Origin of the sequence: Bradyrhizobium sp. LA2.1 (genome assembly GCF_040547725.1) — a bacterium.
Taxonomy (GTDB): Bacteria; Pseudomonadota; Alphaproteobacteria; order Rhizobiales; family Xanthobacteraceae; genus Bradyrhizobium; species Bradyrhizobium barranii.
The window spans coordinates 14,257-37,330 of record NZ_JBEPQI010000010.1 but is presented as its reverse complement, the minus strand read 5'-3'; the positions used below and the strand labels follow the sequence as shown (position 1 = coordinate 37,330).

Sequence of the window (23,074 nt, the reverse complement as noted above, 5' to 3'; positions counted from 1 at the left end):
TCAACCTCCGATCTTCGCGACGTCGCCCTGGAAATAGGCGGCGTAAAGATTGCGGATGCCGACGATGTTGACGAGCTTCACGGCCTCGGCATACGAGGCGTAGCGTCGGCGCGAGGCTGGTTTCACCGTAATTGGCTTCAGCTTTGCATAGGCGGGGCCCTCGACCGCCTCGCGCAGCCTGGAGTCGTTGACCCTCGGCGCGACATTTTCCCAGACGATCTCGTCGAACAGCGAATCGACGCCTTCGATCAGCGTGTTGTTCTCGTTGGAACCATCCCCGAAAGTGTTGGCGAACGTGTCGTATTCCGTGGTCCGCAGTGTGTGAATGTATTCGTGGATCAATGTCTGGAACATGTCCCACAGGAAGTCCCGGTCATCGACAGGATCATCCTTCTTGAAGATCTGGATGTTGATGTTGCCGAAGCTGGCGGACGCGTCCCAGCCACGGTCTATCTCGTTCAGCTTGTCGACCTGCGCGTCGGTGCTCGTGAAGTCGTCAGCAATCTTGTCGAGGATAATCGCCTCATCGCCTACCGGATTATTGCTGGAATCGAACTGCGGCGAAGCGTTCAATTTCCGGTTGGCCGCACGTATGTCGCGGTCCGACTGGAAGAAGTAGAGTACGAGGGCCTTCGCCATCTTCCTCTTTTCGATGCTGTCCATGCCAGCGAGATCAGCTTCGGTGTCGGCGAACAGATCATGGATGCTGCCGCGTGTGAAGGCTGTATCGGCCTTCAGTTCCGGATGTTTCGATTTATCGTAGTAGGCGCCGAAGACCTTGTCGGTTTCGTCCTTGCTCGCCTTGCCGATCCGTTCGAATTCAGCGAGCGCATGCACCTTCGTCGGGTCGCCGTGCTCGGTGGTACCCTTGTCCTTGACCATCTCGTCCCAATAGCGCTGGATCAGATCTGGCATCATGGCGCGGATGGCGTTGTCATATGCCGTCTTTCCTGCGGGGGAGTTGTCGAACGGCAGCGCGACGCCGCCGGAGTCCACCTTGACGTCGGGCTTCAACGCCTTTGGAATATCGGCTTTCTGCGCGGCACCCGGAGCGGCCGTCTTTGACAAGTCGCCGGCGCCGGTGATGAGCGTCACGTCGCGGAAAACACGTTGAAGGAAGACGTCGTAATTCTTGAGGATCCTCTTCGTGGCTCCGGCCTTCTTCTTCAGTGCGTCCTTCTTCGCCGGGTCGCTTTCGGCTTCGGCCTGCTCGCCGATGTCGTCGAGCCGACGAGCCAGATCGCTGCGCTCCCGGCCGAGTTCCTGTGCCGCCTTCTCTCGCACGGGCGGATCGAGAGCGAACACCTCGGCCGCGACGGCGGCGATCTCCTCGTCATTTGTCGCCGTCGCAATCCGGATCTTGATGGCCATGGTATCGTAGGCGAAGGTCGGCGCGCCCTTGCCCGGTTCGCCCTGCGGTTCGACGTCGCCCTTGGCGAGCGCGTCGCGTCCGCCGCGAAAGCGGGTTGCGAAGAAGCGCTTCAACCTCTTGTACTCGGCGCCGTCGATGTCGGATTCGAGCTCGGTGACGCTGAGTTTGCCTGAACCGAACATGATCCGCAGAGCGGCAATGTCACTCAGTTCGAGCAGGTCGAGGATGGCGTTCTCGTCGTCATCGAGTGTGGGGCCGTCCTGCATCTCCAGGATCAACAGCGCCTTTTGCAATGGATCGAGCTTGAACTCGGCCTGGCCGGCTTTCCACCGACGGACGATCGCACGCGCCTTGTTGTCGCTGTCGAAGCTGCCTTCGATCGCTGCGGACTTGGCGATCTTGTCGAGATAGGCGAGCAGCTCCTTGTCGCCGAAATTACCCTCGGCGCCGAAAAACACGGCGATCGATTCGTACCAGGCGAGCCGCTGCACCGCCGCCGGCGGCACGGTCGCGCCGCGCTGCTGCACGACATGGGCGAGCTCGTGCGCCAGAATGAGCCGGCCACGCGGGCTTTGCGGATTGTATGCGCCGTCGCCGAACACGATGTGGGCGCCCGCGGTGTAGGCGGTTGCGCGGATCGCGCGGGCTGAGGCTGCGGCCTGCGCGTCGGTGTGGATCCGCACATGGCTGAAGTCGGAACGGAACTGACGTTCCATCGTCTCGCGCGTCGGAGCGCCGAGAGGCGAGCCTGTCGATCCGACCACCTCTGATACCGCGGCCGGCGCGGCCGGTCCCGTCGTGCCAGTGGAGCGTGGAAGCGGCGATAGCGCCGGCGCCGGGCCAGCCGGCTGCGATGGCCGCAGGGCGTTTTTGGCCGCATGCTCGGCTTCGCTCTCGAAGCGGTCGCGGGCCGGACGAAGCTCGAGCGAAGGCGCATGGGCCGGCGAGGATGGCTTCGGCACTGCCTTTGGTGCGGCGTGCACGGTCATGGCTTGCCTCGCGGAGCGCCGGCGCCGGATATCGTGGTCAATCGTGCCGCGATCCGATCGGCGACCGCGCGCGGCGCCTCCACATGGGCGGCGCTCGCCTCGTTGGCGGACCCCGTGAGCCGGTGTTGCAAGGCCTGTCCGATTGCGTCGGCAAGTCCCGCAGCTTCGGAGTGTCGCGACGCGTCGACGACGAGACGTCCAATCCGGATATCGATACCGGCATGTTTCATGGCCCGACTCCCGGCCAAGGCCGCTCGAGCTTGGAGAACTCGGCACGCACCGCGGCGTTGATCGCGTCCTGCTCGATCCGTCCGCTGTCGCCGGCGGCGGACAGGAAGGCGGCGTTAAGCGCGATGGCGCGGATGTTGCCGCCGGTCAGTTGCAGCCTGGCAAGGCCTGCAAAATCCACCTCGCCGAGCGGTGCATCGGCAGGGAATTGCATGCGCCACAGTGTTTCGCGCGCAGCGGCGTCAGGGTAGGGGAACTGGACCACGTAGCGGATGCGGCGCAGGAAGGCGCGGTCGAGCGCGCTCTTCATGTTGGTGGTGAGGATCACGAGCCCGCGATAGGTCTCGATCCGCTGCAAAAGGTAGGCGATCTCGATATTGGCGAAGCGGTCATGGCTGTCGCGCACCTCGCTGCGCTTGCCGAACAGCGCATCGGCCTCGTCGAACAGCAGGATGGCGCCACTGGTCTCCGCGGCCTCGAACAGCCGGCTCAGATTTTTCTCGGTCTCGCCGATATATTTGCTGACCACGCTGGCAAGATCGATGCGATAGAGATCAAGTGCGGCCGCGCTCGCGATCGCTTCGGCCGCGTAAGTCTTGCCGGTGCCGGATTCGCCGGCGAACAGCGCGGCGGCTCCGAGCCCGCGGCCGTTATGCGCGGCAAAGCCCCAGTCGCCATGGACGCGGGGCCGGTGCTGCAATTCATTCGCGATGGCGCGGAGCTGCGCGGTCACCACCGGTGGTGCGACCAGGTCGTCGAAGCCAACGCGGCTGTCGATCCGCTGCGCCAGCCCGTCAAGCCCGCCGCGCACCGCGGCGCGGCAGAGCCGCCACACCGCCGGCCCGAGCAGAGCGGGATCGGCCTGTGTCTCGGCGAGGGCTTCGGTGGCCACGAGGCGCAGGTCGGCGGCGGGCACGTTGAACTGCCGCAGCGCCGGACGCAGCGCGGCTGCGAGCGTGGCGGCCTGCTCACGCGAATGCCCCCGCAAGGCGGCGACCTGCCGCGCGGCGGCCGGGACATCGGCAACCTGGAGCCGCAGGATACGGCGCTGCCGCAATCGCGACAAGCGGGCCGGCTCCGGCGCGTTGAGCACGATCGCGGGTCCCATCAGGTGAGAGAGCAGCGTCATCGCATGCGCCTCGGCATCCGTCGCCTCGATGGGGCGGTCGAGCTCGAGCGCGATGATGGCATCCGAGAGGGCGGCCTCGCGGTCGAGTAGGCGGGCGATCTCGGCAAGCTCGCGCGGATCGTGCGGCAGGTCGCAGGCGTGCAGCCACAGGCCGTTCGCACCGAGGCAGGCGAGCGCCGCGCGCGCGAGGTCGCGCTGCGGCTCGATCTCGCCGCGAGCGTGACCCAGGGCGGCCAGAGCGGCCGCGCCCGTGCCGAGCGCCTGCGCGATCGTATTCGCCTGTGGTGTATCGGGCTCGATGGATCCGACGGGCTCGCAGCGAGCGAACCCGATCAGGCGGGCATCCATCGCGGGGACGCCGGTCAGGTAGTGCAGCACGCGTTCGTCGATCTGGATCGGACGGCGGAGCGGCGCCTCGCGGCCCTCGCACACGATCAGGCGCCAGCGCCGCAACGGCCGGAGCGGCGAGAGCGCATCCCAATGTGGTTCGCTCAGCATCTGCATGGCGAAATTGAACGTCGGCTGCGTGCTCGCGATGGCTTCGGGCGCTTGCGCCATCGCCACGCCGACGAGGCGACGCAGCGCGCTGTCGAGCTCGACGCCGGCCGCGAGCAGCACGACGTCGCGCTCGAACGCTGACAGGCCGAACAGCTTTGTCAGCGCCTCGAGCGCGGGCTCGAAATCATCGCCGCATTCCGGCGGAGGCGGCTCGGCGTTGGCCGATGTATCGGGCAACTGCCGTGCGAGGCGCAGGCGCAGCGCAGCGAACTGTGCCGCCAGCCATTGCTGGTTGCGGCTGGCCCAATCGAGCCCCGGCTGCACTTGCGGTCTGTCGTGCATGTTCATGGCGGCACGCTCAGGGTTTGCGAGGCATCGAATGCGGGCGCATCGCCGCTGAGATCGAGCAGGAGGCTGTCGACGCCGTCGATGCGCAATCGCGCCGGATAGGCCCCGGCAGCAAGCGTCGCGGGGAAGTCGAACACCAGCGGATCGGTGGCCGCGCTGCGCGGTTTGGCGGTGGCTTCCGCCGTGCCGAGGACGAGGCTCGCGCGCTGCCGCGGCTGCACCTGCGGCCGCGAGAACAGGGTGGCCGTGACGCGCAGCGGCGCAGTCTTGCGCAGCACGGTCGCCGCGGGCAGCGAAAGTCCGGCATCGGCTGCAATGACCAGTGCTGGGGCGATGACCAGGGCCACCGCGTTGGTCTCGCGCTCATTGGCTTCGCCGGTCGGCAGCAAGCGCAGCGTGAGGCTCCATTGCCCCGGCGCGAGCGCGGCCTGCGCGGCGGCATCGTTCGGCAGCGTCACGGTGAGCTCGGTGCCGTCGTCGTTGGGTGCGCCCGGCACCAGTTCAAAAGGAGCTGGAGATAGCGGGTGCGCCAGCCGCACATGAAAATTGCTGCCGCTGAGGCGAATGCCGGAGAGCACCACGGGCTCGCCGAGCCGCGCGCCGGCCTGCTTCTTCTGTGGCGTCGCCGCAAACAGCGTCGGCAGCGGAGGCAACGTGTCGGGATTGACGACGACGCCGCGGTCGCGCTTGGTGGCGGGATCGATGATCCCGCGCGACAGCACCGGCAGCGGCGAGACTGCGGGCTTCGTGGCTTCGATCAGCACCACCGACACCACATAGGCGGCCGTCGGCCGGTAATGCGACTGGATGGCCGCCCATAGTCGTGACATCTCCTCCGGCCCCATCACGGCCGGCGTGATCTTGATCAACTCGGCCTGATCGGCGAGGTCGGCGGCAGCGAGCGCCTGGAACGCCGGCGGCAGCATCGCGACGTCGAGCGGATTGGGATTGAGCGCGCGCTGCACGGCGGCGCGATCGAGCACCGGGCGCTCGTGCAACAGATGCATGCCGTAGCCGAGCAGGATCTCGGCCTGGCAGTCGACCCGCGCGTAGGCCGTCAGCAGATAGTGCAGGTCGAGTGCGAGCGGTGCGTTGGTCAGCCGCTCGCCGCTGGTCGAGGACCGCGACGGCAGGGAGCGGTTGCGCCAGCCGGGGTTCGGCGTCACCTGATGCAGGAACAGATTGAGCCGCGGCTGCTCTTCAGGGCTGGCGAGGTCGATCGTGTCGGGCGCAACAGCACTGACGTTCACCGTCCCACCGACCGCGGGCCCGGCCTCGATCAGCCCGTTGTCGAGCAGATTGCGGAGCACCGCGCTGACCGCGCCGATCGCGAGCGGCGAACTCATGCGCGGCCTCCGGGTCCAGGGCGGCGCAGATAGTCGGATAGCGACACCGACGGCTTTGGTGCGGGCTTGACGGTGCGTGCCGTGCGTGGGGGCTCCGGCGAGCGGATGTCGATGCGGTCGATCGTCACCTTGATCACCGGCGGTGTCTCGCGCCGGCGCTGCGCCTGGCCGGCGAGCACGGTCTGGCCGAGCGGAAGCGCCGGCGGTGTTACAGCCTCGTTTCGGGGGCGGGGCGTTTCGCGCAAAACCGTGTCACGCGGCTGTGTGCCGCGTAGCGGATCGCGCGGGGCGGCAGGCAGAGGGGCATCGACAGGCGATCTTGACAGCGCGTCGGTCGATTGAAGCGGCTGTGCGGCAGCATCGACCTTGGCTTCGAGACGTAACGGTGCGCCTTCGTTGTCCGGCTCCATTTGTCTGCGCTGCGGCGCCTGCACGCCAGTGGCAGGATCGTCTGCGCCGGTCATGTTCGGCAATTCCGCCGGCGAGGATGCCGGTGTCTGCCTTTCATCCTGTGTCGTCTCGTGCACCGGAGCATCGTCGTTCCGGGGCGGGGCGGCAAAACGCGGCGGCAGGGCAACGCGTGCTGCGCCGGGAATCGGTTCGCCGCGGCCGATGCGCGCGAGATTTTGCAGGAGGCCCGTCATGACGCGCCCGCAAGTTGCAGGTAGGCGGCGCGGCGGGTGTGCGGCAATGCCAGCACCTCGGCTTCGTTCCATCCATATTCGCGCGCGAGCGCGTCGACCTCGAGCAGGGTGCGCTCGGCCGTCGCCTGCACCTCGGTCCAGAGCGCCGGCGCGATGTCGACCACGGCCTGCCAGGCGTGGCCGCAATCGGGGCAGTCGAGCGCGAAACTGAGCACCGCTCCGGGATCGCAACGTTCGAGCTCGGCCTCGACCCTGTGCAGGACGTCCTGCGCAGCCGGTGGCGCCTCACCGAGGCAGCGCGCGAGCAACAGGTTTGCTGCGGCGGCGGAATCGCAGGTCGCGGCGAGGCTTGCAAGATCGGAAAGCGTGGGCAGTCGGAGTGCCAGCTCGCTGCCCCCGTTCGTGATACGCGGCGGCACGGCGTCAGCCGGTGGTGCAAGTCCGTCCGCGAGCATTGCACTGTCGGCCGTGAACTCGCAGTCGGTGTGACAAATGGGGCAGGCGGCGCGCAGCCGCCACGGCGCGCCGAACAACCGCGTGCGCAAGGCCAGCAGAGCGGCATTGCCTGTGCCGATCGAGTCTGTCGGCGCTGCGCCCGCCGCCGCGAACAGGGCATCGTCGCGCTGGCGCTGCGCACGGCCGGCGGCCCGGTCCCACAGCGCCAGGATGTCCTGCTCGCGTTGTGCGGTGGCGGAGAGCATGAGCGGTCTCAGGCTGGATCGGTGAAAGTGGGCTCGGACGGCTCGGCGACCGCCTGGTCGCGCTCCCATCCCTCGTTCTCCAGCTTGATGTGCTGGATCGCCACCGCATTGGCGTTGGCGTCGAGATCGGGCAGCGATTGGTATTCGGAGACCCAGCAGCGGAATAGCTTGTAGGCGAGCGCGAGCTGCCCGGCCTCGTTGTAGACCTCGAGGATGATGTCCTTGCGGAAATCCTTCAGCGAGACCTCGGCGCCAAGTCCTGCGCCGAAATGCCAGACCTTGTTGGCCCATTTCTCGAACTCGGTGTCGTGGGTGACACCGCGATCGAGCGTGATCGCCTCGAACTTGCTGCGGCCGGGCGACTTGCGTCCCGTCGAGGGATCGCCGCCCTCGCGGTGTTCGACCACCTCGGTGGTGCGTTTCAGCGCCGACACCTTGCTGATGCCGGCGACGTAGCGGCCGTCCCATTTCACGCGGAACTTGAAGTTCTTGTAGGGATCGAAGCGCTGCGGATTGACCGAGAACTGTGCCATTTGCTTGCCTCAGGTGTCTTTGCCTCAGGTTGGAATGTCGCCGGCGATCTGCTGGATCTTGATGACGACGAACTCGGCGGGCTTCAGCGGCGCGAAGCCGACGATGATGTTGACGATGCCGAGATTGATGTCGGCCTGCGTCGTGCTCTCGCGGTCGCATTTGACGAAATAGGCCTCGCGCGGCGAGCGGCCCTGGAACGCGCCCTGCCGGAACAGGCCCTGCAGGAAGGCGCCGATGTTGAGCCTGATTTGCGCCCAGAGCGGTTCGTCATTGGGCTCGAACACCACCCATTGCGTGCCACGGTAGAGGCTCTCCTCCAGGAACAGCGCCATGCGCCGTACCGGAACGTATTTCCATTCCGAGCCGCGGTCGTTCTGGCCGTGCAGCGTGCGCGCGCCCCAGACCACGTTGCCGTAGACCGGCAGCGTGCGCAGGCAATTGACGCCGATCGGATTGAGCTGGCCGTTCTCGGCGTCGCTCAAGCTCAACGCGAAGCCGACGCCGCCGTTGACGCTGGCATCGGTGCCGGCCGGCGCCTTCCAGACCCCGCGCGTGGCGTCGGTCCGGGCGTAGACGCCGGCGACGAAACCGCAAGGTGGAAAGTCGCGCACGACACCGGATTGCAGCGGATCGGCCTGCATCACCCACGGGTAGTACAGCGCGGAGAAATTGCCGTCCGATCCGGTCAGGCCGGCCTCGCCGTTGGCGCCGCCCATGTTGGCGACCGTCTCGTTCTGGAGGCTGTCGATGATCAGGAACGCACGGCGGACGTGGCAGCGTTGCTGTAGCTTGGCGAGTGCGCCCTGGGTCGTTGAATTGACATTGGTGAGGCCGGGCACGCAGACCAGGTTGAACAGGTCGATGCGGTCGACGATCCCGCCGGTCGCGAACAGCGGATCGATCGCGCTCACGAACGGACCGTCATTAGCGGAGAGGACCGTGCCATCGGCGCCGCCCGTAAATGGTTTCGTGGCCGGGGTCGGCACCGTCGTTGACGCCGTGGTCAGCTTGTCCATGAAGGCGGAGCGGCCGTTGACGACGCTCGGCGCGTAGCGCGGATCCGCCTTGTTCATCGACAGGTCCTGGAACGTCTCCACGATGTCAGTCCTCGGCGACGGGCCGATGACATCGAGCCGGAAGCGGGTGCTGTCGTCCGCGCGCAGCGTCAGTCGGACACTGTAGGAGTTGGCCCACAGACCCGGCGAACTCGCCTCGATACCGAGATCGTTGATCGCGCAGGTCGCGGTCTTCGCGTCGTTGGCGGGCGTTCCCGAATTGAACAGCGCGATCCGCACGACGTAGGCGTCGCTGCCGCCGTTGTCGAAGAATTGGCGCACGGCGTAGCCGAGATTGGCGCGGCGGTCGAGCCCGCCATAGGCGCGCTCATAGTCGGCAAAGCTCGAGATGCGCACGGCACGGTCAACGGGGCCGCGCGGCGCCCAGCCGATGAACAGCGCGATCGACGTCGCCACGCCCGAGATCGAGCGCACGCCGCTGGAGATTTCCTCGATATAGACGCCGGGTTGCAGAAGGGCTGAGGGCATGTCGGCTCCTGTGATTAGGCGGTCCGTCTCGCTTGGTCAGACCGCGGCGATGGTCTTGCCTGGCCGGCGGGCGCGCCGCTGGCGCGGCCTGCGCCTCGGGCCGGGCGGATCCCGAATGGCTTCCGACAGGGATTGCGTCGTGATCTCGGTGATGGCCGTGCGGTGCGGCCGCAGCTCGTAGAGCGCGCCGCTTTCGCCGCTTGCGACGATGGTCACGACTTTCATCCGCGGCCGGCTGTGCAGAAGGCTCGCGAGGCTGTCGCGCTCGTCCGGGGCCTTCTGTGCCACCACGAGGACGTCGGCCCGGGTGCGGCGTGCCTCCGTTGCCAGATTTGCGTCGTCACTCGTCCCGACTACGGACAATGCCGGATCTTTCGCGACGACATGCTCGAGAAGATCGGTCATCAGTCTCGGAAATCCCGCAATGAGGATGCGTCTCTGTCGCAATGGCCACCTTTGCGGTGAGCCTTGCACAAGGCGCGACGGCGCGATTGAGCCAAAAGGTCTAGCGAGGATGGAGTTGATGGTCCGGACCATGCCCGCGGCGGTGAGACCGCGATGATGCAAACGGCGCGTAATTCACCGCGACATGGCGGCTTCGCGCGCGATGCCGGCCCGAAGGATCTAGGCCGAAAGGTCTAGCGGGTCTGGATCCGCGACGATGCAGGCGCGGGCGCGCCGTTCGCGTGCAGATGCTTGCTGATCTCGCCGCGCCGGCGAATCTGCAATTTGCTGAGCACGTTGTGCATGTGGTTCTTCACCGTCGAATTGCGGATCCGCAAGGCTCGTGCGATCTCTTTGTTCGACAGCCCTTCGCCGACGAAGCGAATGATCTCGTGCTCGCGTGGTGTCAGCGTGTCGACGCCGGCGGCCGGCGCTCGCGTGACGGTCCGCGCGGAGAGCAGCGCGAGCCGGCCGAACAGGGCGGCGGCGACCCTGGGCGAGCACACTAGCTCGTCGCGCATCGCGTTATGGACGGCGGCGACGACGTCGCTGATCGAACCCTCGCGCAGCACGAAGCCGGACACGCCGGCCTCCGCGCAGGCCAGGATATCCTGCTCGGCTTCGGCGACCGCGATGGCGACGACCTTCAACGCCGGCGCCAGGGCGCGGCAGGCCGCCGATTGCCGCAAGCCCTGCGGCGTCGCTATGTCGACCAGCAGCACCTGCGCGCCGCTGTCGATGACTTGCTCAGGCAGTGTCGCAAGATCGCCGTGTCCGGCGATGCGTAAGCATTCCTGCCGGGCCAGGCAGGAACGGAGGCCTTCGCAGAGCAGGCGCACGTCGCTGAGAATGAAGAGGCTGATGGGTATGAGGCCGCCGGCGTCCGGCTCGGCGGGCGGCGGTGATGCATGCGAAGCGGTGAGGTGGGAATGCGGCGGGGCGTGGCGCCCTGCCGAAAATAACGCATTGGACGACATGCCTGCCTCCCGATTGCCAACTCACAACCGTGTTTGCCGCCGCGCCCAGTTGAAGGCCACCAAGATCAAAAAGTTGTATATTAAATATCTTTCCCCTTGAAATTGAGTATCGCGCGTTTTGACGTCGCTGACAAGCACCGACACGGCATCCCAGCATGTCGGGGGCGTTTCGACGCATGTGAAGCGGACGATTGACAGGCAGCAATTTAATTTATCAGCGCTACGCGTGCGGATTGAGATCTGGCCTCTCAGGCCACGACCTTGGCGCCGGCGGCGCCGAGACGCTGGCGTTCCTTTGCGAGATGATCGCCAATCGCATCGCCCGACATCGGCTTTGCGAAGTAGTAGCCCTGGATGAAGTCGCATCCCAGGCGGCGCAGGCTGTCGAGCTGGGCGCGGGTTTCGACGCCCTCGGCGACGCAAGCGATCTCCATGTCGTCGCACAGGCCGGCGAGAGACTTGATGATCTTGTGACTCACCGGATTTTCGTTGATGTCGGCGACGAAGCTGCGGTCGATCTTGATCTTGTCGAGCGGCAGCCGATGCACGTGGCTCAGCGAGGAATAACCGGTGCCGAAATCGTCCAGTGAAATGCCGCAGCCCATCGCCTTCAGCGTCGCGATCGATTGCTGCGCGCGCACGAAGTCGAAGGTGACGGCGGTCTCGGTGATCTCGAAGTCGATCCGGTGTGGCGGCAACCCGCTTCTCTCGATGATCGAGATCAGCGGCAAAATGCCCTCGGCGGCGCAGACATCGTGAGCCGAGAGGTTGAACGACAGGCGGATGTGGTCGGGCCAGGTCCTTGCCGTCGCGAGCGCGCGGACCAGCAGCGCCTGCGTCAGCGGCCGGATCAGGCCGATGCGCTCTGCGGCCGGAATGAAGTCGGCCGGTGAGACCAGGCCGAGGCGGGAGCTGCGCCAGCGCGCCAGGACTTCGAAGCCGGCGGTGTGCTCGCTCATGGCGTCCACGATCGGCTGGAACACCAAGTCCATCTCGGTGCTGAAATCGGCGGTGCGGAGCAAGTTCTCGATGACGCCGCGGCTGCGGATCTCGGCCTCGAGCTCGCTCGAGAAGATCACGGTGCGGCCGCGCAGATGGCGCTTGGCGTGATAGAGCGAGTAGTCGGCGCATTCATAGAGCGCTTCGGCGCTGGTCGCCGAGCTTGGGAACAGCGCGAAGCCGATCGAGCAGGACAGCCCGGTATGGGCGGTGTCGAGCTGGTAGGGCAGCTTGACCTGTTCGCCGATGCGCTGGCCGAGCCGCATCAAATCGTCATCTTCGGGATCGCCGCACACCACGAGGCCGAACTCGTCGCCGCCGAGCCGGGCAAATTCCACCCGCTGCGGGCCGAAGCCCTCGCAAACTTCGCGGATGCGGCGCCCGGCTTCGATCAGGACGCGATCGCCGACCGAGTGGCCGTAATTGTCGTTGATCGGCTTGAAGCCGTCGAGGTCGATGATCCCCACCGCGACGCGAACGCGCCTGCGCTCGGCGTCGGTGAAGGCGCTCGACAGCTCGGCGAAGAAGCGGCGGCGGTTGGGCAGCTCGGTGAGGGAATCGAGATTGGCGAGGCGGAAGTTCTCGTCCGAGAGCGCTTGCGTTGCCGCCTGCTGCGCCAGCAGCGATTTGCGGCTGGAGACGAGATCGGCGAAGTCGCGGTAGTAGATGAACAGCACCGTCACCATCGCGCCGGAGACGAGCAGGTTGTTGACCGCGATCGCCTTCAGCGTCGGTTCGCCGGTCGCCCAGAAGAACAGCACATAGGGAACGTCGACGACGAGCGTCACGATCAACGCCGCGGAACGCAGATGCATCAGCGAGAAGATGCAGCCGATCACGGTCACCGCCATGTAGAAGGCGACCTGGCTCTTGGCGAAGGCGTCGCCGTAAGGGTACAGCGCAAAGGACCATGCGGTGAAGCCGGCGCCGATCGGCAATGTCATCCAGTTTGTGGCGCGCAGATTGCGCAGGATATCGGCATCGCTGCGCACGAGATGACGCTGGCGCAGCCACCAGAAGGTGCGCAGCGCCGCGAGCACGGTGAGCACGCTCGGCACGATCATCGTCAGCCAGTCCGGCGCCACGTTGACATAGGTATAGGCGACGGCGATCGTGTTGCTCATCAGGATGAAATAGAGCAGCGGGATCTGCTTGGAGAAGGCGTCGAACTGCGCGCGCGTCAGGTCCGGGTTGTCGGCCGGCACGCGAAACAGCCGCATCGCGGCGGCGAGCTGAGACTTCAAATTGACGACAGGCATTGCAATACGCGCCCCGGATCCCTTCAAAACGGCGGCGATCTTGCACGACGGGGGTAAAGGTCGCGTTAGGTGGGGCTGCACGAAAAGCCAGCGCAGGTTGCGCGCGGCCGTGGGATTTTCCAGCCGCGTGTATTGGTGAGGCCGTGTTAAGGATATCCGGCGGCCGAGGCGCGTGTCTCAGGCGCGCCTTGCCCGCAGCCACCCGCAGCTACGATCCGCTAACCATGCGAGACCTTGGCTTTCACATCGGCGACGGCGCATGGCCGCGCGATCAGCCGACGCACGTGCTTGCGCAAGCTACGTCGTGCGAGGTGCAACGGCCTCGTGTCCGCGATAATTCATGAGCAAGCACGGAATAATGGTCGCCTTTCGGTTTGAGCATGGCGGCTATCGCTGGAATGCGGCCGCTTGCTGTTTGACCGCGCGCAGGCGGCCCGCCATACTTTGCGTCAAGGCGAGCCAGAAAGACTTGCCGGCACCGGGAGCTGAAATGACCAATTCATTCTCCGTCCTCGCGGGGACGCTGATTTCCCTTGTCTCCTTCACTTCAATTGCACTGTCGCAGCCGGCCTGCGTCACCCAGAACATGGCTGTGCCGCCCGGGGCCAACACCACCGATAAGGCGGCACCGTTCTTCATCGACACGACGGGCCTCGACTTCAAGACGGCGCCGCCGACGCGCGATCCCTCGAACCCCAACTATCCGCGCGCGACGGAGCTGCCCGACGGAACGCTGCCGCCGCCCGGCGCCGAGGGCAATTTCATCATCGGGCCCACCCACAATCCCGCGCCGGAGACGATTGCGAAGGAAGGCGTACCACGCGGCATGACAAAATCCTTCACGCTGACGTCGAAGGAGAGCACGATCTACAATCCCGGCCTGATCCGCGACGACGTCGCCGGCTGCACCAATTCCTCGATCATGACGACCGTCACCGCGCCGGATGACAAGTCGCACATGATCGTCACCACCAGCCATCCTGGAATCTGGTCGCGCACGATCGACGTCTACGTGCCGGCGCAATATGTACGCGGCACCGAGGCGCCGTTCATCGTGGTCGGCGACGGCGGCTCCAACGCCTACAAGGACCTCGCCACGACGCTCGATAATCTGATCGCGCAGCGCCGCGTGCCACCGATGATCGCGATCCAGATCGGCAATGGCGGGCAGGACGCGCAGGGCAGCCAGCGCGGCCGCGAATACGATGCGGTGTCAGGCGACTATGCGCAGTTCGTCGAGCGCGAGGTGCTGCCGCTGGTCGAGAAGAACGCCGACGTCAAGTTGACCAAAAACCCCGACGGGCGCGCGACGATGGGCCTGAGCTCGAGCGGTGTTGCGGCCTTCACCATGGCGTGGTTCTATCCCGATCTCTATCACCGCGTGCTGGCGTTCTCGCCGACCATGGTCAACCAGCAATGGCCGCACGATCCGTCGCTGCGTGGTGGTGCGTGGGAATATCACAGCGCTTGGACCGGGCCGGCCACGCCCAACCTCATCTCCAAGGCGGGCGTGCTGACGCCGGCCGAGCCGCCCGGCGTGCCGCTGATCGTCGCCGCGCCGGTAAAGCCGATCCGCTTCTGGTTCTTCGGCGGCGACCAGGATCTGTTCTATCCGAATCCGACCATTCCCGACGGCATGCATGACTGGACCCTGTCGAACGCGCTGACGGCGAAAGTGCTGGCGGAGAAGGGCTACCACTACCAGTTCCTGTTCGTGCGCAACGCCAAGCACGTCGACCGGCCGACGATCGCGCAAACGCTGCCGTCGGCGCTGGAGTGGGTCTGGAAGGGCTATCCGATCCCCTGAACGCGAAGTCGCGCGAAATCTAGCGGCCAATCCCAATCGTCACGCCGGCGGTCGAGCGCATGGCGTCCCGGAGGGTCGTCGCGTTCATGTCGTCAAGGATCTGACGTGTCAGCACGGTGGTCTGGCCGGGCGTGTTGAGGATCGTCTCGCCGCGCGAGGTCGAGAGCCGGTCGGCCTTGTAGGGCGCGGCCCGATCGGTGGCGGGCGCATGGTGCGGGCGTTTGCCGGACGCCGCAAAGGCCCCTTGCGAGATGCAGAGAGCGGCGATCACGATCAGGCGCAATGATCTTGCGGGCATGCGGCCTCCCATGTCCAAGCCGTCAGCCTAGCATATGGCGGGCATGGTCGCAGAGGACAAGGGTCAGGCGAGAGCGGCCCGGCGCTCCCGTACCGGTTCGCGGGGCCGGTCGGGGTTACGCGGCTCGGCGAGCCGGGTAAAGCTGCGCTGACCCGCCGACGCGGGCGCCTCGACGACGACGCCCTCGCAGACGATCTGCCCGTCCAGCATCCTGAATTCGAGCTTGTCGTAGCGTGGCATGGTCTCGCCGGGCGCGGGCGGCAGCAGCTCGACGCGGCCCTGGATGTTCAGCGTGGCGTCGCCGGCGCCGTGAAGCCGCGGATTCCACATCCTGATCCCGGTCTCCGTCCAGCGCTGCCGGATCAACGTGGCGCGGTCGACGGGTTCCACGACCTTTGTGCGCGTCTTCGGCGCGCTGGGGATCACCGGCGCAGGAGACTCGAGGACCGGCTCCGGCGCGACATGCGTGACGACGCTCGCTGTGTCGGCAGAGGAACCCGGCGCGGCGATCGCTGCGATCGGGGCGGGATCGTTGGCCGGGATCGGCTCGATCTCCATTGCGACGATCGGGAAGGCCGCGCTGTCGATGCTGCTCTCGGAGACCTCCTCCGCCGAGACGTCGCTGTCCGCAAGCGCGACGCACGGGTCCTCCACGACAGCCGGCTCCACATCAGCGACGTCAGAGGAGGTATCGTCGTTGACGGCGAGAACGGGGGCATCAACCGGAGCGATCTCGATGTCGATAGAGGAGACCAGCGCCTCCTCTGCGACGACAAGCTCCACCTCGGTCGCGAGTTCGGGAGATGCATCACTGCCGATGACGGGCTCGGAAACGTTGGCCTGCCGGCTCTCGGCCTCGACAGGCGACAGCAGCGCCTCTTCAACGATGACGGGTTCAGCGATCTCCGGAAGTTCCACAGGTGGGGCGCTGCTGACGAGCTCGGGTGCATCGACCGGCTCGCTCTCGATCTCGACAACCGGGACCGGTGTCTCTTCTACGACGACGGGTGCGACGCTAGTCTCAAGCTCCGCAGGCGGATCGCTGCTGACGAGCTCATGAGCATCAACGGTCTCGCTCTCCACCTCGACTGATGAGACCGAAACCTCTTCGACGACGATCGACTCGACCTCTGTCGGCGCTTCCAAGGATGAATCATCTGCGACGCTGATATCAGTTGGCGCCGCGGACGAGCTCTCCGGGATGACAGAGATAGCGGCGCCATCTTCGGCGACCGGAGCCGCAACGGCGATCTCGGTGTCATTGGGCAGCGGGTTGGTGCTGATGCCGTCGGGAGCCGGAACAGCTTCTGCGATGTCGGCAACGATTGCGGGCGAATCGCTTGGCGTGATCGGCGCGACATCGATGCTGCCGCCGTGAGGCAAGGGCCTAAGCCGGGTGAACGCCCATTTCACCGCGGGAATGCGGCGCAGCAACGATATCAGTCTCGAAAGCACAGGGAGTTGTCCAAGAGGTACCCGGCGTGAAGCAATCGCTGATTCGCCAGCAATGCAAAAAACTGCCCCGGCCGTCACATCGATGTCAATGTAGGTGGGACCAATTGCAGAACATCCGTACGTCCACCGCGCGGGAAAGGGCAACGCAACTGCCGTGTCGGATGCGACAATGCACCACCGCCGGGTCGCGGGCGGTCGCGCCTAGGATGGGCGGGACAGCAACGCAAAGCACGCGCATGTCCGATCCTCCCGACGACAGGATCGTTCCGATCCGCTCGTTGCAAGGCGCCCGGCTCGACGCGCGCTTTGACGCAACGCTTGCCGACCTCGAGGCGCGCCGCGATGAACTCGTGCAAATCATCTCGCGTCTCACCGACGGCTTGAGCGTGATCGATCAGGCCGCCGCTGGCGGATCAGCCCAGTCGGCGCGCGATCTGCTCGATCTGCTGGCCACGGTCAAAGCCCAGCTGAACGAGGTGACGGCCATCATCGACAAGCTGCGGTCGTCCTGAAGCTCCGGCGACAAGCTTTGGGTTGCCTGGCAAGAACGGTGGATGAAGGAGCCGGACCCGCAGGGCTACCGCAGCGTCATGCGGTACTGCCCCGGCCGCTGATCCTGCGCCGAACGTCGGACTTCCCTGCGTCATCCTTCCCGCCTAAGCTCAAACGTCTGGGGAGTGAGGACAACGCAATGAGAAAGCTTGCCGCCATCGCAGCGGTTCTGGTTTGGTCGACATGCGCATTCGCGCAGGATCGCACCATCACCGTGGCCTCGACGACGTCGACGGAACAGTCGGGCCTGTTCGGTTACCTGCTGCCGTTGTTCTCGAAGGCGGAGGGCATCGAGGTGAAGGTCGTTGCCGTGGGCACCGGCCAGGCGCTCGACATCGGGCGGCGCGGCGACGCCGACGTGGTGTTCGTGCATGACAGGCCGGCCGAGGACAAGTTCATGTCGGAAGGGCAGGGCGTGAAGCGCTTCGATGTCATGTACAATGACTTCATCATCGTCGGTCCGAAGAGCGATCCCGCAAAGATCGCCGGCGGCAAGGACGTCACTGATGCGCTGCGCAAGATCGCGGCGACAAAGGCAACCTTCATCTCGCGCGGCGACAAGTCCGGCACCCACGCGGCGGAGCTGAGATTGTGGAAGGAGGCGGGTGTCGATATCGGTGCCGGCAAGGACAGCTGGTATCGCGAGATCGGGCAGGGCATGGGTCCGGCGCTGAACATGGCCTCGTCGTCGAACGCCTATGTTCTGTCAGACCGTGGCACCTGGCTGTCGTTCAAGAACCGCGGCGAGCTTGCCGTCCTGACTGAGGGCGACAAGCGGCTGTTCAACCAGTATGGCGTCATGCTGGTGAATCCGGCGACGCATGCGAATGTGAAGGCGAAGGACGGACAGGCCTTCATCGACTGGCTGGTTTCGCCGAAGGGGCAGGATGCGATCGCTGGCTACAAGGTCGGCGGCGAGCAGCTATTTTTCCCCAACGCGTCCCACTAGCAGGAAGGCGACGGTCGACACCGCCACGCTGAGCGCGAGCAGGATCAGCCCGAGCCCGAGTGCCAGCGGCATGTCGCCCTTGCTGGTCTCCAGTGCGATCGCCGTCGTCATCGTGCGCGTGAAGCCGCGGATGTTGCCGCCGACGATGATGATGGCGCCGACCTCGGCGATCGCGCGTCCGAACGCTGCGAGAAAGGCCGTCAGCAGCGAGGTTCGGCCGAGCGCGAACAGCAAGCCGATGCTGCGCAGCGTCGATAGTCCGTCGATCCGCGCGAGGTCGCCATACTCGGCCCAGAGCAGGCTCGCCGGCCGGTGCACCAGCGCAACCACGATCGGGGTCGCGAGCAGGGTCTGCGCGATCACCATGGCGGTCGGCGTGAACAACAGTCCGGCTGCCCCAAGCGGGCCGGACCGCGACAGCAGAAGATAGAGCGCAAGCCCGACCACGACAGGCGGCAGGCCGAGCAGCGCATTGGTCAACACGATGACGATCTGTCGCCCGCGGAATCGGGTGATTGCGAGCAAGGCCCCGAAGGGCGCGCCGATCAGCAGCGCGACGATGCCGGCGGTCAGGCTGACACGAACCGACAGCGCGACGATGCCGAGCAGTTCGGCGTCGGCCTCGCCGATCAGCGTGAGCGCGGCGCCGATGGATCGCGCGAAATCGTTCATCCGGCCGAACGCTGTTGCGCCGGCAGGAGATCAAGCACCAGATCCGAAGGGCGGCAAAGCCTGACGTCGTTCGGGGTCACCGCGATCGGCCTGTTGATCAGGATCGGATGTATCATCATCGCTTCGAGCCGCTGGTCATCCGTCTGTGCCGGGTTGTCGAGCCCGGGCTCCGGATAGGGCGCCGCCTTTTCGCGGACCGTCTCGCGCACCGAAATCCCCATGCGCGCGATGGACTGTTGCAACGGGGCTCGCGAGGGTGGCGTCTTCAAATATTCGACCACGTGCGGCTCGATGCCGGCACTCCTGATCGTGGCAAGCGCGCTGCGCGACGTGCCGCAGTCGGGATTGTGGTAGATGATCACGACCATTCGAAAGTCCCCGGGCTTGGACCTTCGCGCGTTCTCGCCGCTGCGAGCCGGCAACAGGCCTTTCGCGGGACTAGATCACGATTCACGGCGAGATTTCCAGAAGGATCGCGGTCGCGTGGCTGGCACTGGGAACGTGGATGCCCGGGACAGGCCCGGGCATGACGGCCGCTCGTTTCCAGGCTTCAGCGCTTGACGTTAGCCGAGGCCGAGACCGTGGGGTTTGTCTCGATGCTCTGCTGCCAATAGCGTTCGATCTGGTCGACCAGGGCAGGCGGAAGCGGAACGTAGTTCAGCGTCTCGGCCTGCGTCTTTCCGTTCTCCAGCGACCAGCGCATGAAGTCGATGGCCGCTGCCGATCGGTCCTCGGATTTCGGCGCTTTCGGCATCAGCACGAAGGTCGTGGCCGTGATCGGGTAGGCGTCTTCGCCGGGCGCGTTGGTGAGCACGAGGTGGAAATCCTTCTCCGCCTTCCAGTCCGCGCTCGAGGCCGCGGCCTGGAACGATGCGGCGTCGGGGACGACGAAATTGCCGGCGCTGTTCTGCACGACGCCAAATGAGATTCTGTCTAGCCGTTGCAGCGCGTAAGTGTATTCGAGATAGCCGATCGAACCGGGCACGAGGCTGACGAGCGAGGCGACGCCGTCATTGCCCTTGCCGCCGAGACCAAGTGGCCACTCGACCGAGGTGCCTTCGCCCACGCTCGCCTTCCACTGCGGGCTGACCTTCGAGAGGTAGTTCGACCAGTTGAACGTCGTGCCGGATCCGTCGATGCGATGAACCACCGTGATCGCAGTGTTCGGCAGCCTGATGTCGGGGTTGATCGCGCGAATGACCGGATCGTTCCATGATTTCAGCTTGCCGAGATAGATGTCGGCGAGCATCTGGCCGGTGAAGCGGATCTGGCCGGGCTTCACTCCATCGATATTGACGACCGGCACGACGCCCCCGATCACGATCGGGAATTGCATCATGCCGAGCCTGTCCAGCTCCCTGGGATCGAGCGGCATGTCGCTTGCGCCGAAGTCGACGGCCTCTTTCTTGATCAGGCCGACGCCGATGCTCGAGCCGACCGCTTGATAGCTGACGGTGTTGCCGGTCTTCATCTTGTATGCGTCGATCCATTTCGCCATCACGGGCGAAACGAAGGTTGAGCCGGCTCCCTTGGTCTCGGCCGCCAGGCTTTGCGTGGCGACGAGCAGAGCGGTGAAGAGGACGGGGAGAGTGAGATGCTTCATCATAGGGCCGAGGCTAGCAGGCCGGGCGCGAAGCAGATGTGGCCTGTGTCACAAAGTCCTGGCCCGGTGCTCGCTGGCGCGCCCTCGGCACCCCCTGCAGCGGCCGGGCAAAATGCGCAGAAATCAGCCCGCCGGGGCATCAAATCGCACCTCTCCGCGGCGGAAGAGCGGCTTTATTCCCGCCCGGGATGCTTTAAGGAGGGGGCAGGATCAGGTCGCACCCGCCCGGCGGCGGTGCTAGACCCTGATGCAGAAACAATGGGGCGGGGCCGTCTGGCACGCCCGCAAGGATGAAGGATACGAGGCAATGATCAACACCGTTGGCATCATCGGGGCAGGGACCATGGGGAACGGCATCGCGCAGATTTGTGCCGCGGCCGGGCTCTCGGTCGTGATGGTCGACATCTCCGATGCGGCGGTGAACCGCGGGCTGTCGACCGTCGGCGGCAGCCTCGAGCGCCTGGTCAAGAAGGAGAAGATGTCGGCGGCCGATCGCGACGCGGCTCTCAAGCGCATCACTGGCACCACCGACCGCGCGAAGCTCGCCGATTGCGACCTCGTCATCGAGGCCGCGACCGAGAACGAGGAGCTCAAGGTCAAGATCCTGAAGGACCTCTGCGCCACGCTGTCGCCGCGCACGCTGCTCGCGACCAATACCTCCTCGATCTCGATCACGAAGCTTGCCGCCGCAACCGATCGTCCCGATCGCTTCATCGGCATGCACTTCTTCAACCCGGTGCCGGTGATGGCGCTGCTGGAACTCATCCGCGGCTTGCAGACCTCCGACGACACTCATGCCAAGGCGCTGGATTTCGCCAAGCGGGTCGGCAAGGTGGCGATCACGGCCAAGAACAGCCCCGGCTTCGCCGTCAACCGCATCCTGTGCCCGATGATCAACGAGGCGATCTTTGCGCTCCAGGAAGGGATCGCAACCGCTGAGGAGATCGATGCCGGCATGAAGCTCGGCTGCAACCATCCGATCGGGCCGCTGGCGCTCGCCGATCTCGTCGGGCTCGACACCATGCTCTCGGTGATGGAGGTCTTCTATAAGGGCTTCAACGACCCCAAATACCGTCCGGCCCCCTTGCTCAAGGAAATGGTCGATGCCGGCCATCTCGGCCGCAAGACCGGCCAAGGCTTCTACACTTACGGTGCCTGATGGCGCCGGCGGCGGGTGCCCGGCATCCGCCGCCCGATCCCCGCAATTTGCGCTGTGACAAAGACGCCGCGCGCAATTGGCCCGACAATGTCGAACGGGCGGCCTGCGGGAACAAATGAACGGATAACGAAGGACATGTCGGATCGACTGAAGGCCGAGCGCGAGGCGGCGGCCGCGCGGCGGAACCTGCTGACCCAGGATGCGATCGAGCGCACCGGGATCACCGAGGAGATGATCGGGGAGCTCGTCACCCGCTTCTACGGACGCGTGCGCGAGGATGCGCTGCTGGGGCCGGTCTTTGCGATCGTGCAGAATTGGGACGAGCATCTCGCCAAACTCAAGGATTTCTGGTCGTCGGTCGTGTTGATGAGCGGCCGCTATCATGGTTCACCGATGCGGGCGCATGTGCCGCTCAGCCTGGTCGGCGATCATTTCGATCGCTGGCTCGATCTGTTCGAGCAGACCGCGCGCGAGGTCTGTCCGCCGCCGGCGGCCGCGCTCTTCATCGACAAGGCGCGACGCATCGCCGACAGTTTTGAGATGGCGTCGGCGACCATCGCCGGCCGTATCGCTGCGCCGCGTCACGTGCTCCGGTCCTGACGACAGCAACTCTGCCTGTAAAACGTGCAGTTGTATCGCTTCGAGGTTGTGCTGCGCGGCCAATAACGCGTTGCACCAATTCCGGCATCATCGGTCTGATCTGCAAAATCATCATGCCGATCGCGCGATGCGACGTTGCAATTGCAAATATGCGCTGGAACGCCTTCATTTGCGTTCAACCAAAGCGAGCAAAGACATATTGATGCGCTGCGGCACCAACTCTCCGCCTTTTTTTCGGCAGAGTTCCAGCGCCTGCTAACGTGCATGTCGCGCGCATCGTTCAACACCACTCCCTCATCATCCGAGAGCACCGCGGAACCTGAAGTCGACGCGGGCATAGAACAGACGCGGCGAACGCTGCTGCTTGGCGCGCTCGCCACGACCGCCTGCCTTGGTTGTTCCACGCAGGCGCGCGCGGGCGAGGATCCGCCAGGCTCCGACGAACGTCCGCAGAAGGGTGATCTGCTCGTCTTCTCCGAAGGCGACCAGGAGGGAAAGCTCATCACTGCGGCCGATCTCCCGGCCGGTGGACCGCCGGTCCATGCGTGGCCGAAGGATCCCAACACATCGGTGGTGCGCAGCGCATCGCGCCTCAACGAAATCCTGATCATCCGGCTCGATCCCGCCGAGCTCGACGAGAAGACCCGCGCACGGGCCGTCGATGGCATCCTGGCCTATTCGGCGATCTGCTCGCATGCAGGCTGTCCCGTCACCGCCTGGGTCAAGAGCGATGTCGGCGACAAGGACGTGTTCAAGTGCATGTGTCACAACTCCGAATACGATCCCCGCGAGGGCGCGCAGGTCGTGTTCGGACCGGCGCCGCGGCGGCTTGCCGCGCTGCCGCTCGCGCTCGCTGACGGTTCGCTCAGCGTCGCCGGCAACTTCATCGGAAAGGTAGGTGGCGTGCAGCCAGGATGACGGACGGTGCGGGTTGTGCCCGCGTCACGAGAGGCCGCATCCGCCGATG

22 protein-coding genes are annotated in these 23,074 nt (G+C 65.6%); 6 read left to right on the top strand and 16 right to left on the bottom strand.

The features are described from left to right. The 11 genes from ABIB95_RS20725 to ABIB95_RS20675 form a co-directional block, all read right to left on the bottom strand. Entirely contained in the window at window positions 1–2,361 is a 2,361-nt protein-coding gene (locus ABIB95_RS20725) for an eCIS core domain-containing protein (RefSeq protein ID WP_354241609.1), read from the bottom strand. Continuing rightward, window positions 2,358–2,591 carry a hypothetical protein gene (locus ABIB95_RS20720; RefSeq protein WP_354241606.1) on the bottom strand — a complete coding sequence of 78 codons (234 nt, stop codon included), beginning with the start codon at window positions 2,589–2,591 and terminating at the stop codon, window positions 2,358–2,360. Before ABIB95_RS20720 ends, ABIB95_RS20725 begins: the two co-directional genes overlap by 4 nt. After that, window positions 2,588–4,564: an ATP-binding protein gene (locus ABIB95_RS20715; protein ID WP_354241603.1), complete on the bottom strand. Its 1,977-nt coding sequence runs from the start codon at window positions 4,562–4,564 to the stop codon at window positions 2,588–2,590. The genes ABIB95_RS20720 and ABIB95_RS20715 overlap by 4 nt, the downstream gene beginning before the upstream one ends. Then, complete coding sequence (locus ABIB95_RS20710) at window positions 4,561–5,910, bottom strand: Pvc16 family protein (protein ID WP_354241600.1); 1,350 nt, start codon at window positions 5,908–5,910, stop codon at window positions 4,561–4,563. The genes ABIB95_RS20715 and ABIB95_RS20710 overlap by 4 nt, the downstream gene beginning before the upstream one ends. Further along, window positions 5,907–6,554, bottom strand: coding sequence for a KAR9 family protein (locus tag ABIB95_RS20705; RefSeq protein WP_354241597.1), 648 nt, complete (start codon window positions 6,552–6,554; stop codon window positions 5,907–5,909). Before ABIB95_RS20705 ends, ABIB95_RS20710 begins: the two co-directional genes overlap by 4 nt. After that, window positions 6,551–7,255 carry a hypothetical protein gene (locus tag ABIB95_RS20700; protein WP_354241594.1) on the bottom strand — a complete coding sequence of 235 codons (705 nt, stop codon included), beginning with the start codon at window positions 7,253–7,255 and terminating at the stop codon, window positions 6,551–6,553. The genes ABIB95_RS20705 and ABIB95_RS20700 overlap by 4 nt, the downstream gene beginning before the upstream one ends. An 8-nt stretch (window positions 7,256–7,263) precedes the next feature. Continuing rightward, window positions 7,264–7,788: a phage tail protein gene (locus tag ABIB95_RS20695; RefSeq protein ID WP_071911630.1), complete on the bottom strand. Its 525-nt coding sequence runs from the start codon at window positions 7,786–7,788 to the stop codon at window positions 7,264–7,266. A gap of 24 nt (window positions 7,789–7,812) precedes the next feature. After that, window positions 7,813–9,333 carry a phage tail sheath family protein gene (locus ABIB95_RS20690; protein WP_354241591.1) on the bottom strand — a complete coding sequence of 507 codons (1,521 nt, stop codon included), beginning with the start codon at window positions 9,331–9,333 and terminating at the stop codon, window positions 7,813–7,815. Window positions 9,334–9,369: 36 nt separating this feature from the next. Continuing rightward, the gene (locus ABIB95_RS20685; protein WP_085405637.1) at window positions 9,370–9,738 is read right to left on the bottom strand and encodes a hypothetical protein; all 369 of its coding nucleotides are present in this window, start codon (window positions 9,736–9,738) and stop codon (window positions 9,370–9,372) included. Window positions 9,739–9,971: 233 nt separating this feature from the next. Continuing rightward, entirely contained in the window at window positions 9,972–10,754 is a 783-nt protein-coding gene (locus ABIB95_RS20680; RefSeq protein WP_354241588.1) for a LuxR C-terminal-related transcriptional regulator, read from the bottom strand. A gap of 248 nt (window positions 10,755–11,002) precedes the next feature. Then, window positions 11,003–13,012 (bottom strand): putative bifunctional diguanylate cyclase/phosphodiesterase, encoded by a 2,010-nt coding sequence (locus ABIB95_RS20675; protein ID WP_354241585.1) that lies wholly within the window; start codon window positions 13,010–13,012, stop codon window positions 11,003–11,005. 490 nt (window positions 13,013–13,502) lie between these two features. Between ABIB95_RS20675 and ABIB95_RS20670 the strand changes: the two genes are divergently transcribed. Beyond that, window positions 13,503–14,819, top strand: a complete 1,317-nt coding sequence (locus ABIB95_RS20670) for an alpha/beta hydrolase (protein ID WP_354241582.1) — start codon at window positions 13,503–13,505, stop codon at window positions 14,817–14,819. A 19-nt stretch (window positions 14,820–14,838) separates the two neighbouring features. On the opposite strand, the gene ABIB95_RS20665 is transcribed toward ABIB95_RS20670, so the two are convergent. Next, window positions 14,839–15,117 carry a Plug domain-containing protein gene (locus ABIB95_RS20665; RefSeq protein ID WP_187387984.1) on the bottom strand — a complete coding sequence of 93 codons (279 nt, stop codon included), beginning with the start codon at window positions 15,115–15,117 and terminating at the stop codon, window positions 14,839–14,841. A 63-nt stretch (window positions 15,118–15,180) separates the two neighbouring features. Further along, entirely contained in the window at window positions 15,181–16,551 is a 1,371-nt protein-coding gene (locus tag ABIB95_RS20660) for a hypothetical protein (protein WP_354242041.1), read from the bottom strand. 125 nt (window positions 16,552–16,676) lie between these two features. Between ABIB95_RS20660 and ABIB95_RS20655 the strand changes: the two genes are divergently transcribed. Then, complete coding sequence (locus tag ABIB95_RS20655) at window positions 16,677–17,084, top strand: hypothetical protein (RefSeq protein ID WP_354241580.1); 408 nt, start codon at window positions 16,677–16,679, stop codon at window positions 17,082–17,084. A 179-nt stretch (window positions 17,085–17,263) separates the two neighbouring features. Beyond that, on the top strand, window positions 17,264–18,073 hold the full coding sequence (locus ABIB95_RS20650) for an ABC transporter substrate-binding protein (protein WP_354241578.1): 810 nt from the start codon (window positions 17,264–17,266) through the stop codon (window positions 18,071–18,073). Here ABIB95_RS20650 and ABIB95_RS20645 read toward each other — a convergent pair. The 3 genes from ABIB95_RS20645 to pstS all read right to left on the bottom strand — a co-directional run bounded on the left by ABIB95_RS20645 (window position 18,047) and on the right by pstS (window position 20,351). Beyond that, the gene (locus ABIB95_RS20645) at window positions 18,047–18,745 is read right to left on the bottom strand and encodes an ABC transporter permease (RefSeq protein ID WP_354241576.1); all 699 of its coding nucleotides are present in this window, start codon (window positions 18,743–18,745) and stop codon (window positions 18,047–18,049) included. The genes ABIB95_RS20650 and ABIB95_RS20645 overlap by 27 nt on opposite strands. Beyond that, on the bottom strand, window positions 18,742–19,113 hold the full coding sequence (gene arsC, locus ABIB95_RS20640) for an arsenate reductase (glutaredoxin) (RefSeq protein ID WP_354241574.1): 372 nt from the start codon (window positions 19,111–19,113) through the stop codon (window positions 18,742–18,744). The genes ABIB95_RS20645 and arsC overlap by 4 nt, the downstream gene beginning before the upstream one ends. A gap of 182 nt (window positions 19,114–19,295) precedes the next feature. Next, complete coding sequence (gene pstS, locus ABIB95_RS20635; RefSeq protein ID WP_354241572.1) at window positions 19,296–20,351, bottom strand: phosphate ABC transporter substrate-binding protein PstS; 1,056 nt, start codon at window positions 20,349–20,351, stop codon at window positions 19,296–19,298. Between the two features lie 244 nt (window positions 20,352–20,595). Between pstS and ABIB95_RS20630 the strand changes: the two genes are divergently transcribed. The 3 genes from ABIB95_RS20630 (at window position 20,596) to ABIB95_RS20620 (ending at window position 23,025) form a co-directional block, all read left to right on the top strand. Beyond that, a complete protein-coding gene (locus ABIB95_RS20630) occupies window positions 20,596–21,507 on the top strand; it encodes a 3-hydroxybutyryl-CoA dehydrogenase (protein WP_354241570.1) in 912 nt (303 codons plus the stop codon). Between the two features lie 135 nt (window positions 21,508–21,642). Next, the gene (locus ABIB95_RS20625; RefSeq protein ID WP_063981973.1) at window positions 21,643–22,107 is read left to right on the top strand and encodes a group III truncated hemoglobin; all 465 of its coding nucleotides are present in this window, start codon (window positions 21,643–21,645) and stop codon (window positions 22,105–22,107) included. Between the two features lie 264 nt (window positions 22,108–22,371). After that, the gene (locus ABIB95_RS20620; RefSeq protein WP_354241568.1) at window positions 22,372–23,025 is read left to right on the top strand and encodes a QcrA and Rieske domain-containing protein; all 654 of its coding nucleotides are present in this window, start codon (window positions 22,372–22,374) and stop codon (window positions 23,023–23,025) included. Window positions 23,026–23,074: the final 49 nt, after the last annotated feature.

Bases quoted from the DNA above. Each gene is read 5' to 3' on its own strand.
- ABIB95_RS20725 (WP_354241609.1), bottom strand. From the start codon at position 2,361: ATGACCGTGCACGCCGCACCAAAGGCAGTGCCGAAGCCATCCTCGCCG.
- ABIB95_RS20720 (WP_354241606.1), bottom strand. From the start codon at position 2,591: ATGAAACATGCCGGTATCGATATCCGGATTGGACGTCTCGTCGTCGAC.
- ABIB95_RS20715 (WP_354241603.1), bottom strand. From the start codon at position 4,564: ATGAACATGCACGACAGACCGCAAGTGCAGCCGGGGCTCGATTGGGCC.
- ABIB95_RS20710 (WP_354241600.1), bottom strand. From the start codon at position 5,910: ATGAGTTCGCCGCTCGCGATCGGCGCGGTCAGCGCGGTGCTCCGCAAT.
- ABIB95_RS20705 (WP_354241597.1), bottom strand. From the start codon at position 6,554: ATGACGGGCCTCCTGCAAAATCTCGCGCGCATCGGCCGCGGCGAACCG.
- ABIB95_RS20700 (WP_354241594.1), bottom strand. From the start codon at position 7,255: ATGCTCTCCGCCACCGCACAACGCGAGCAGGACATCCTGGCGCTGTGG.
- ABIB95_RS20695 (WP_071911630.1), bottom strand. From the start codon at position 7,788: ATGGCACAGTTCTCGGTCAATCCGCAGCGCTTCGATCCCTACAAGAAC.
- ABIB95_RS20690 (WP_354241591.1), bottom strand. From the start codon at position 9,333: ATGCCCTCAGCCCTTCTGCAACCCGGCGTCTATATCGAGGAAATCTCC.
- ABIB95_RS20685 (WP_085405637.1), bottom strand. From the start codon at position 9,738: ATGACCGATCTTCTCGAGCATGTCGTCGCGAAAGATCCGGCATTGTCC.
- ABIB95_RS20680 (WP_354241588.1), bottom strand. From the start codon at position 10,754: ATGTCGTCCAATGCGTTATTTTCGGCAGGGCGCCACGCCCCGCCGCAT.
- ABIB95_RS20675 (WP_354241585.1), bottom strand. From the start codon at position 13,012: ATGCCTGTCGTCAATTTGAAGTCTCAGCTCGCCGCCGCGATGCGGCTG.
- ABIB95_RS20670 (WP_354241582.1), top strand. From the start codon at position 13,503: ATGACCAATTCATTCTCCGTCCTCGCGGGGACGCTGATTTCCCTTGTC.
- ABIB95_RS20665 (WP_187387984.1), bottom strand. From the start codon at position 15,117: ATGCCCGCAAGATCATTGCGCCTGATCGTGATCGCCGCTCTCTGCATC.
- ABIB95_RS20650 (WP_354241578.1), top strand. From the start codon at position 17,264: ATGAGAAAGCTTGCCGCCATCGCAGCGGTTCTGGTTTGGTCGACATGC.
- ABIB95_RS20645 (WP_354241576.1), bottom strand. From the start codon at position 18,745: ATGAACGATTTCGCGCGATCCATCGGCGCCGCGCTCACGCTGATCGGC.
- arsC (WP_354241574.1), bottom strand. From the start codon at position 19,113: ATGGTCGTGATCATCTACCACAATCCCGACTGCGGCACGTCGCGCAGC.
- pstS (WP_354241572.1), bottom strand. From the start codon at position 20,351: ATGATGAAGCATCTCACTCTCCCCGTCCTCTTCACCGCTCTGCTCGTC.
- ABIB95_RS20630 (WP_354241570.1), top strand. From the start codon at position 20,596: ATGCAGAAACAATGGGGCGGGGCCGTCTGGCACGCCCGCAAGGATGAA.
- ABIB95_RS20625 (WP_063981973.1), top strand. From the start codon at position 21,643: ATGTCGGATCGACTGAAGGCCGAGCGCGAGGCGGCGGCCGCGCGGCGG.
- ABIB95_RS20620 (WP_354241568.1), top strand. From the start codon at position 22,372: ATGTCGCGCGCATCGTTCAACACCACTCCCTCATCATCCGAGAGCACC.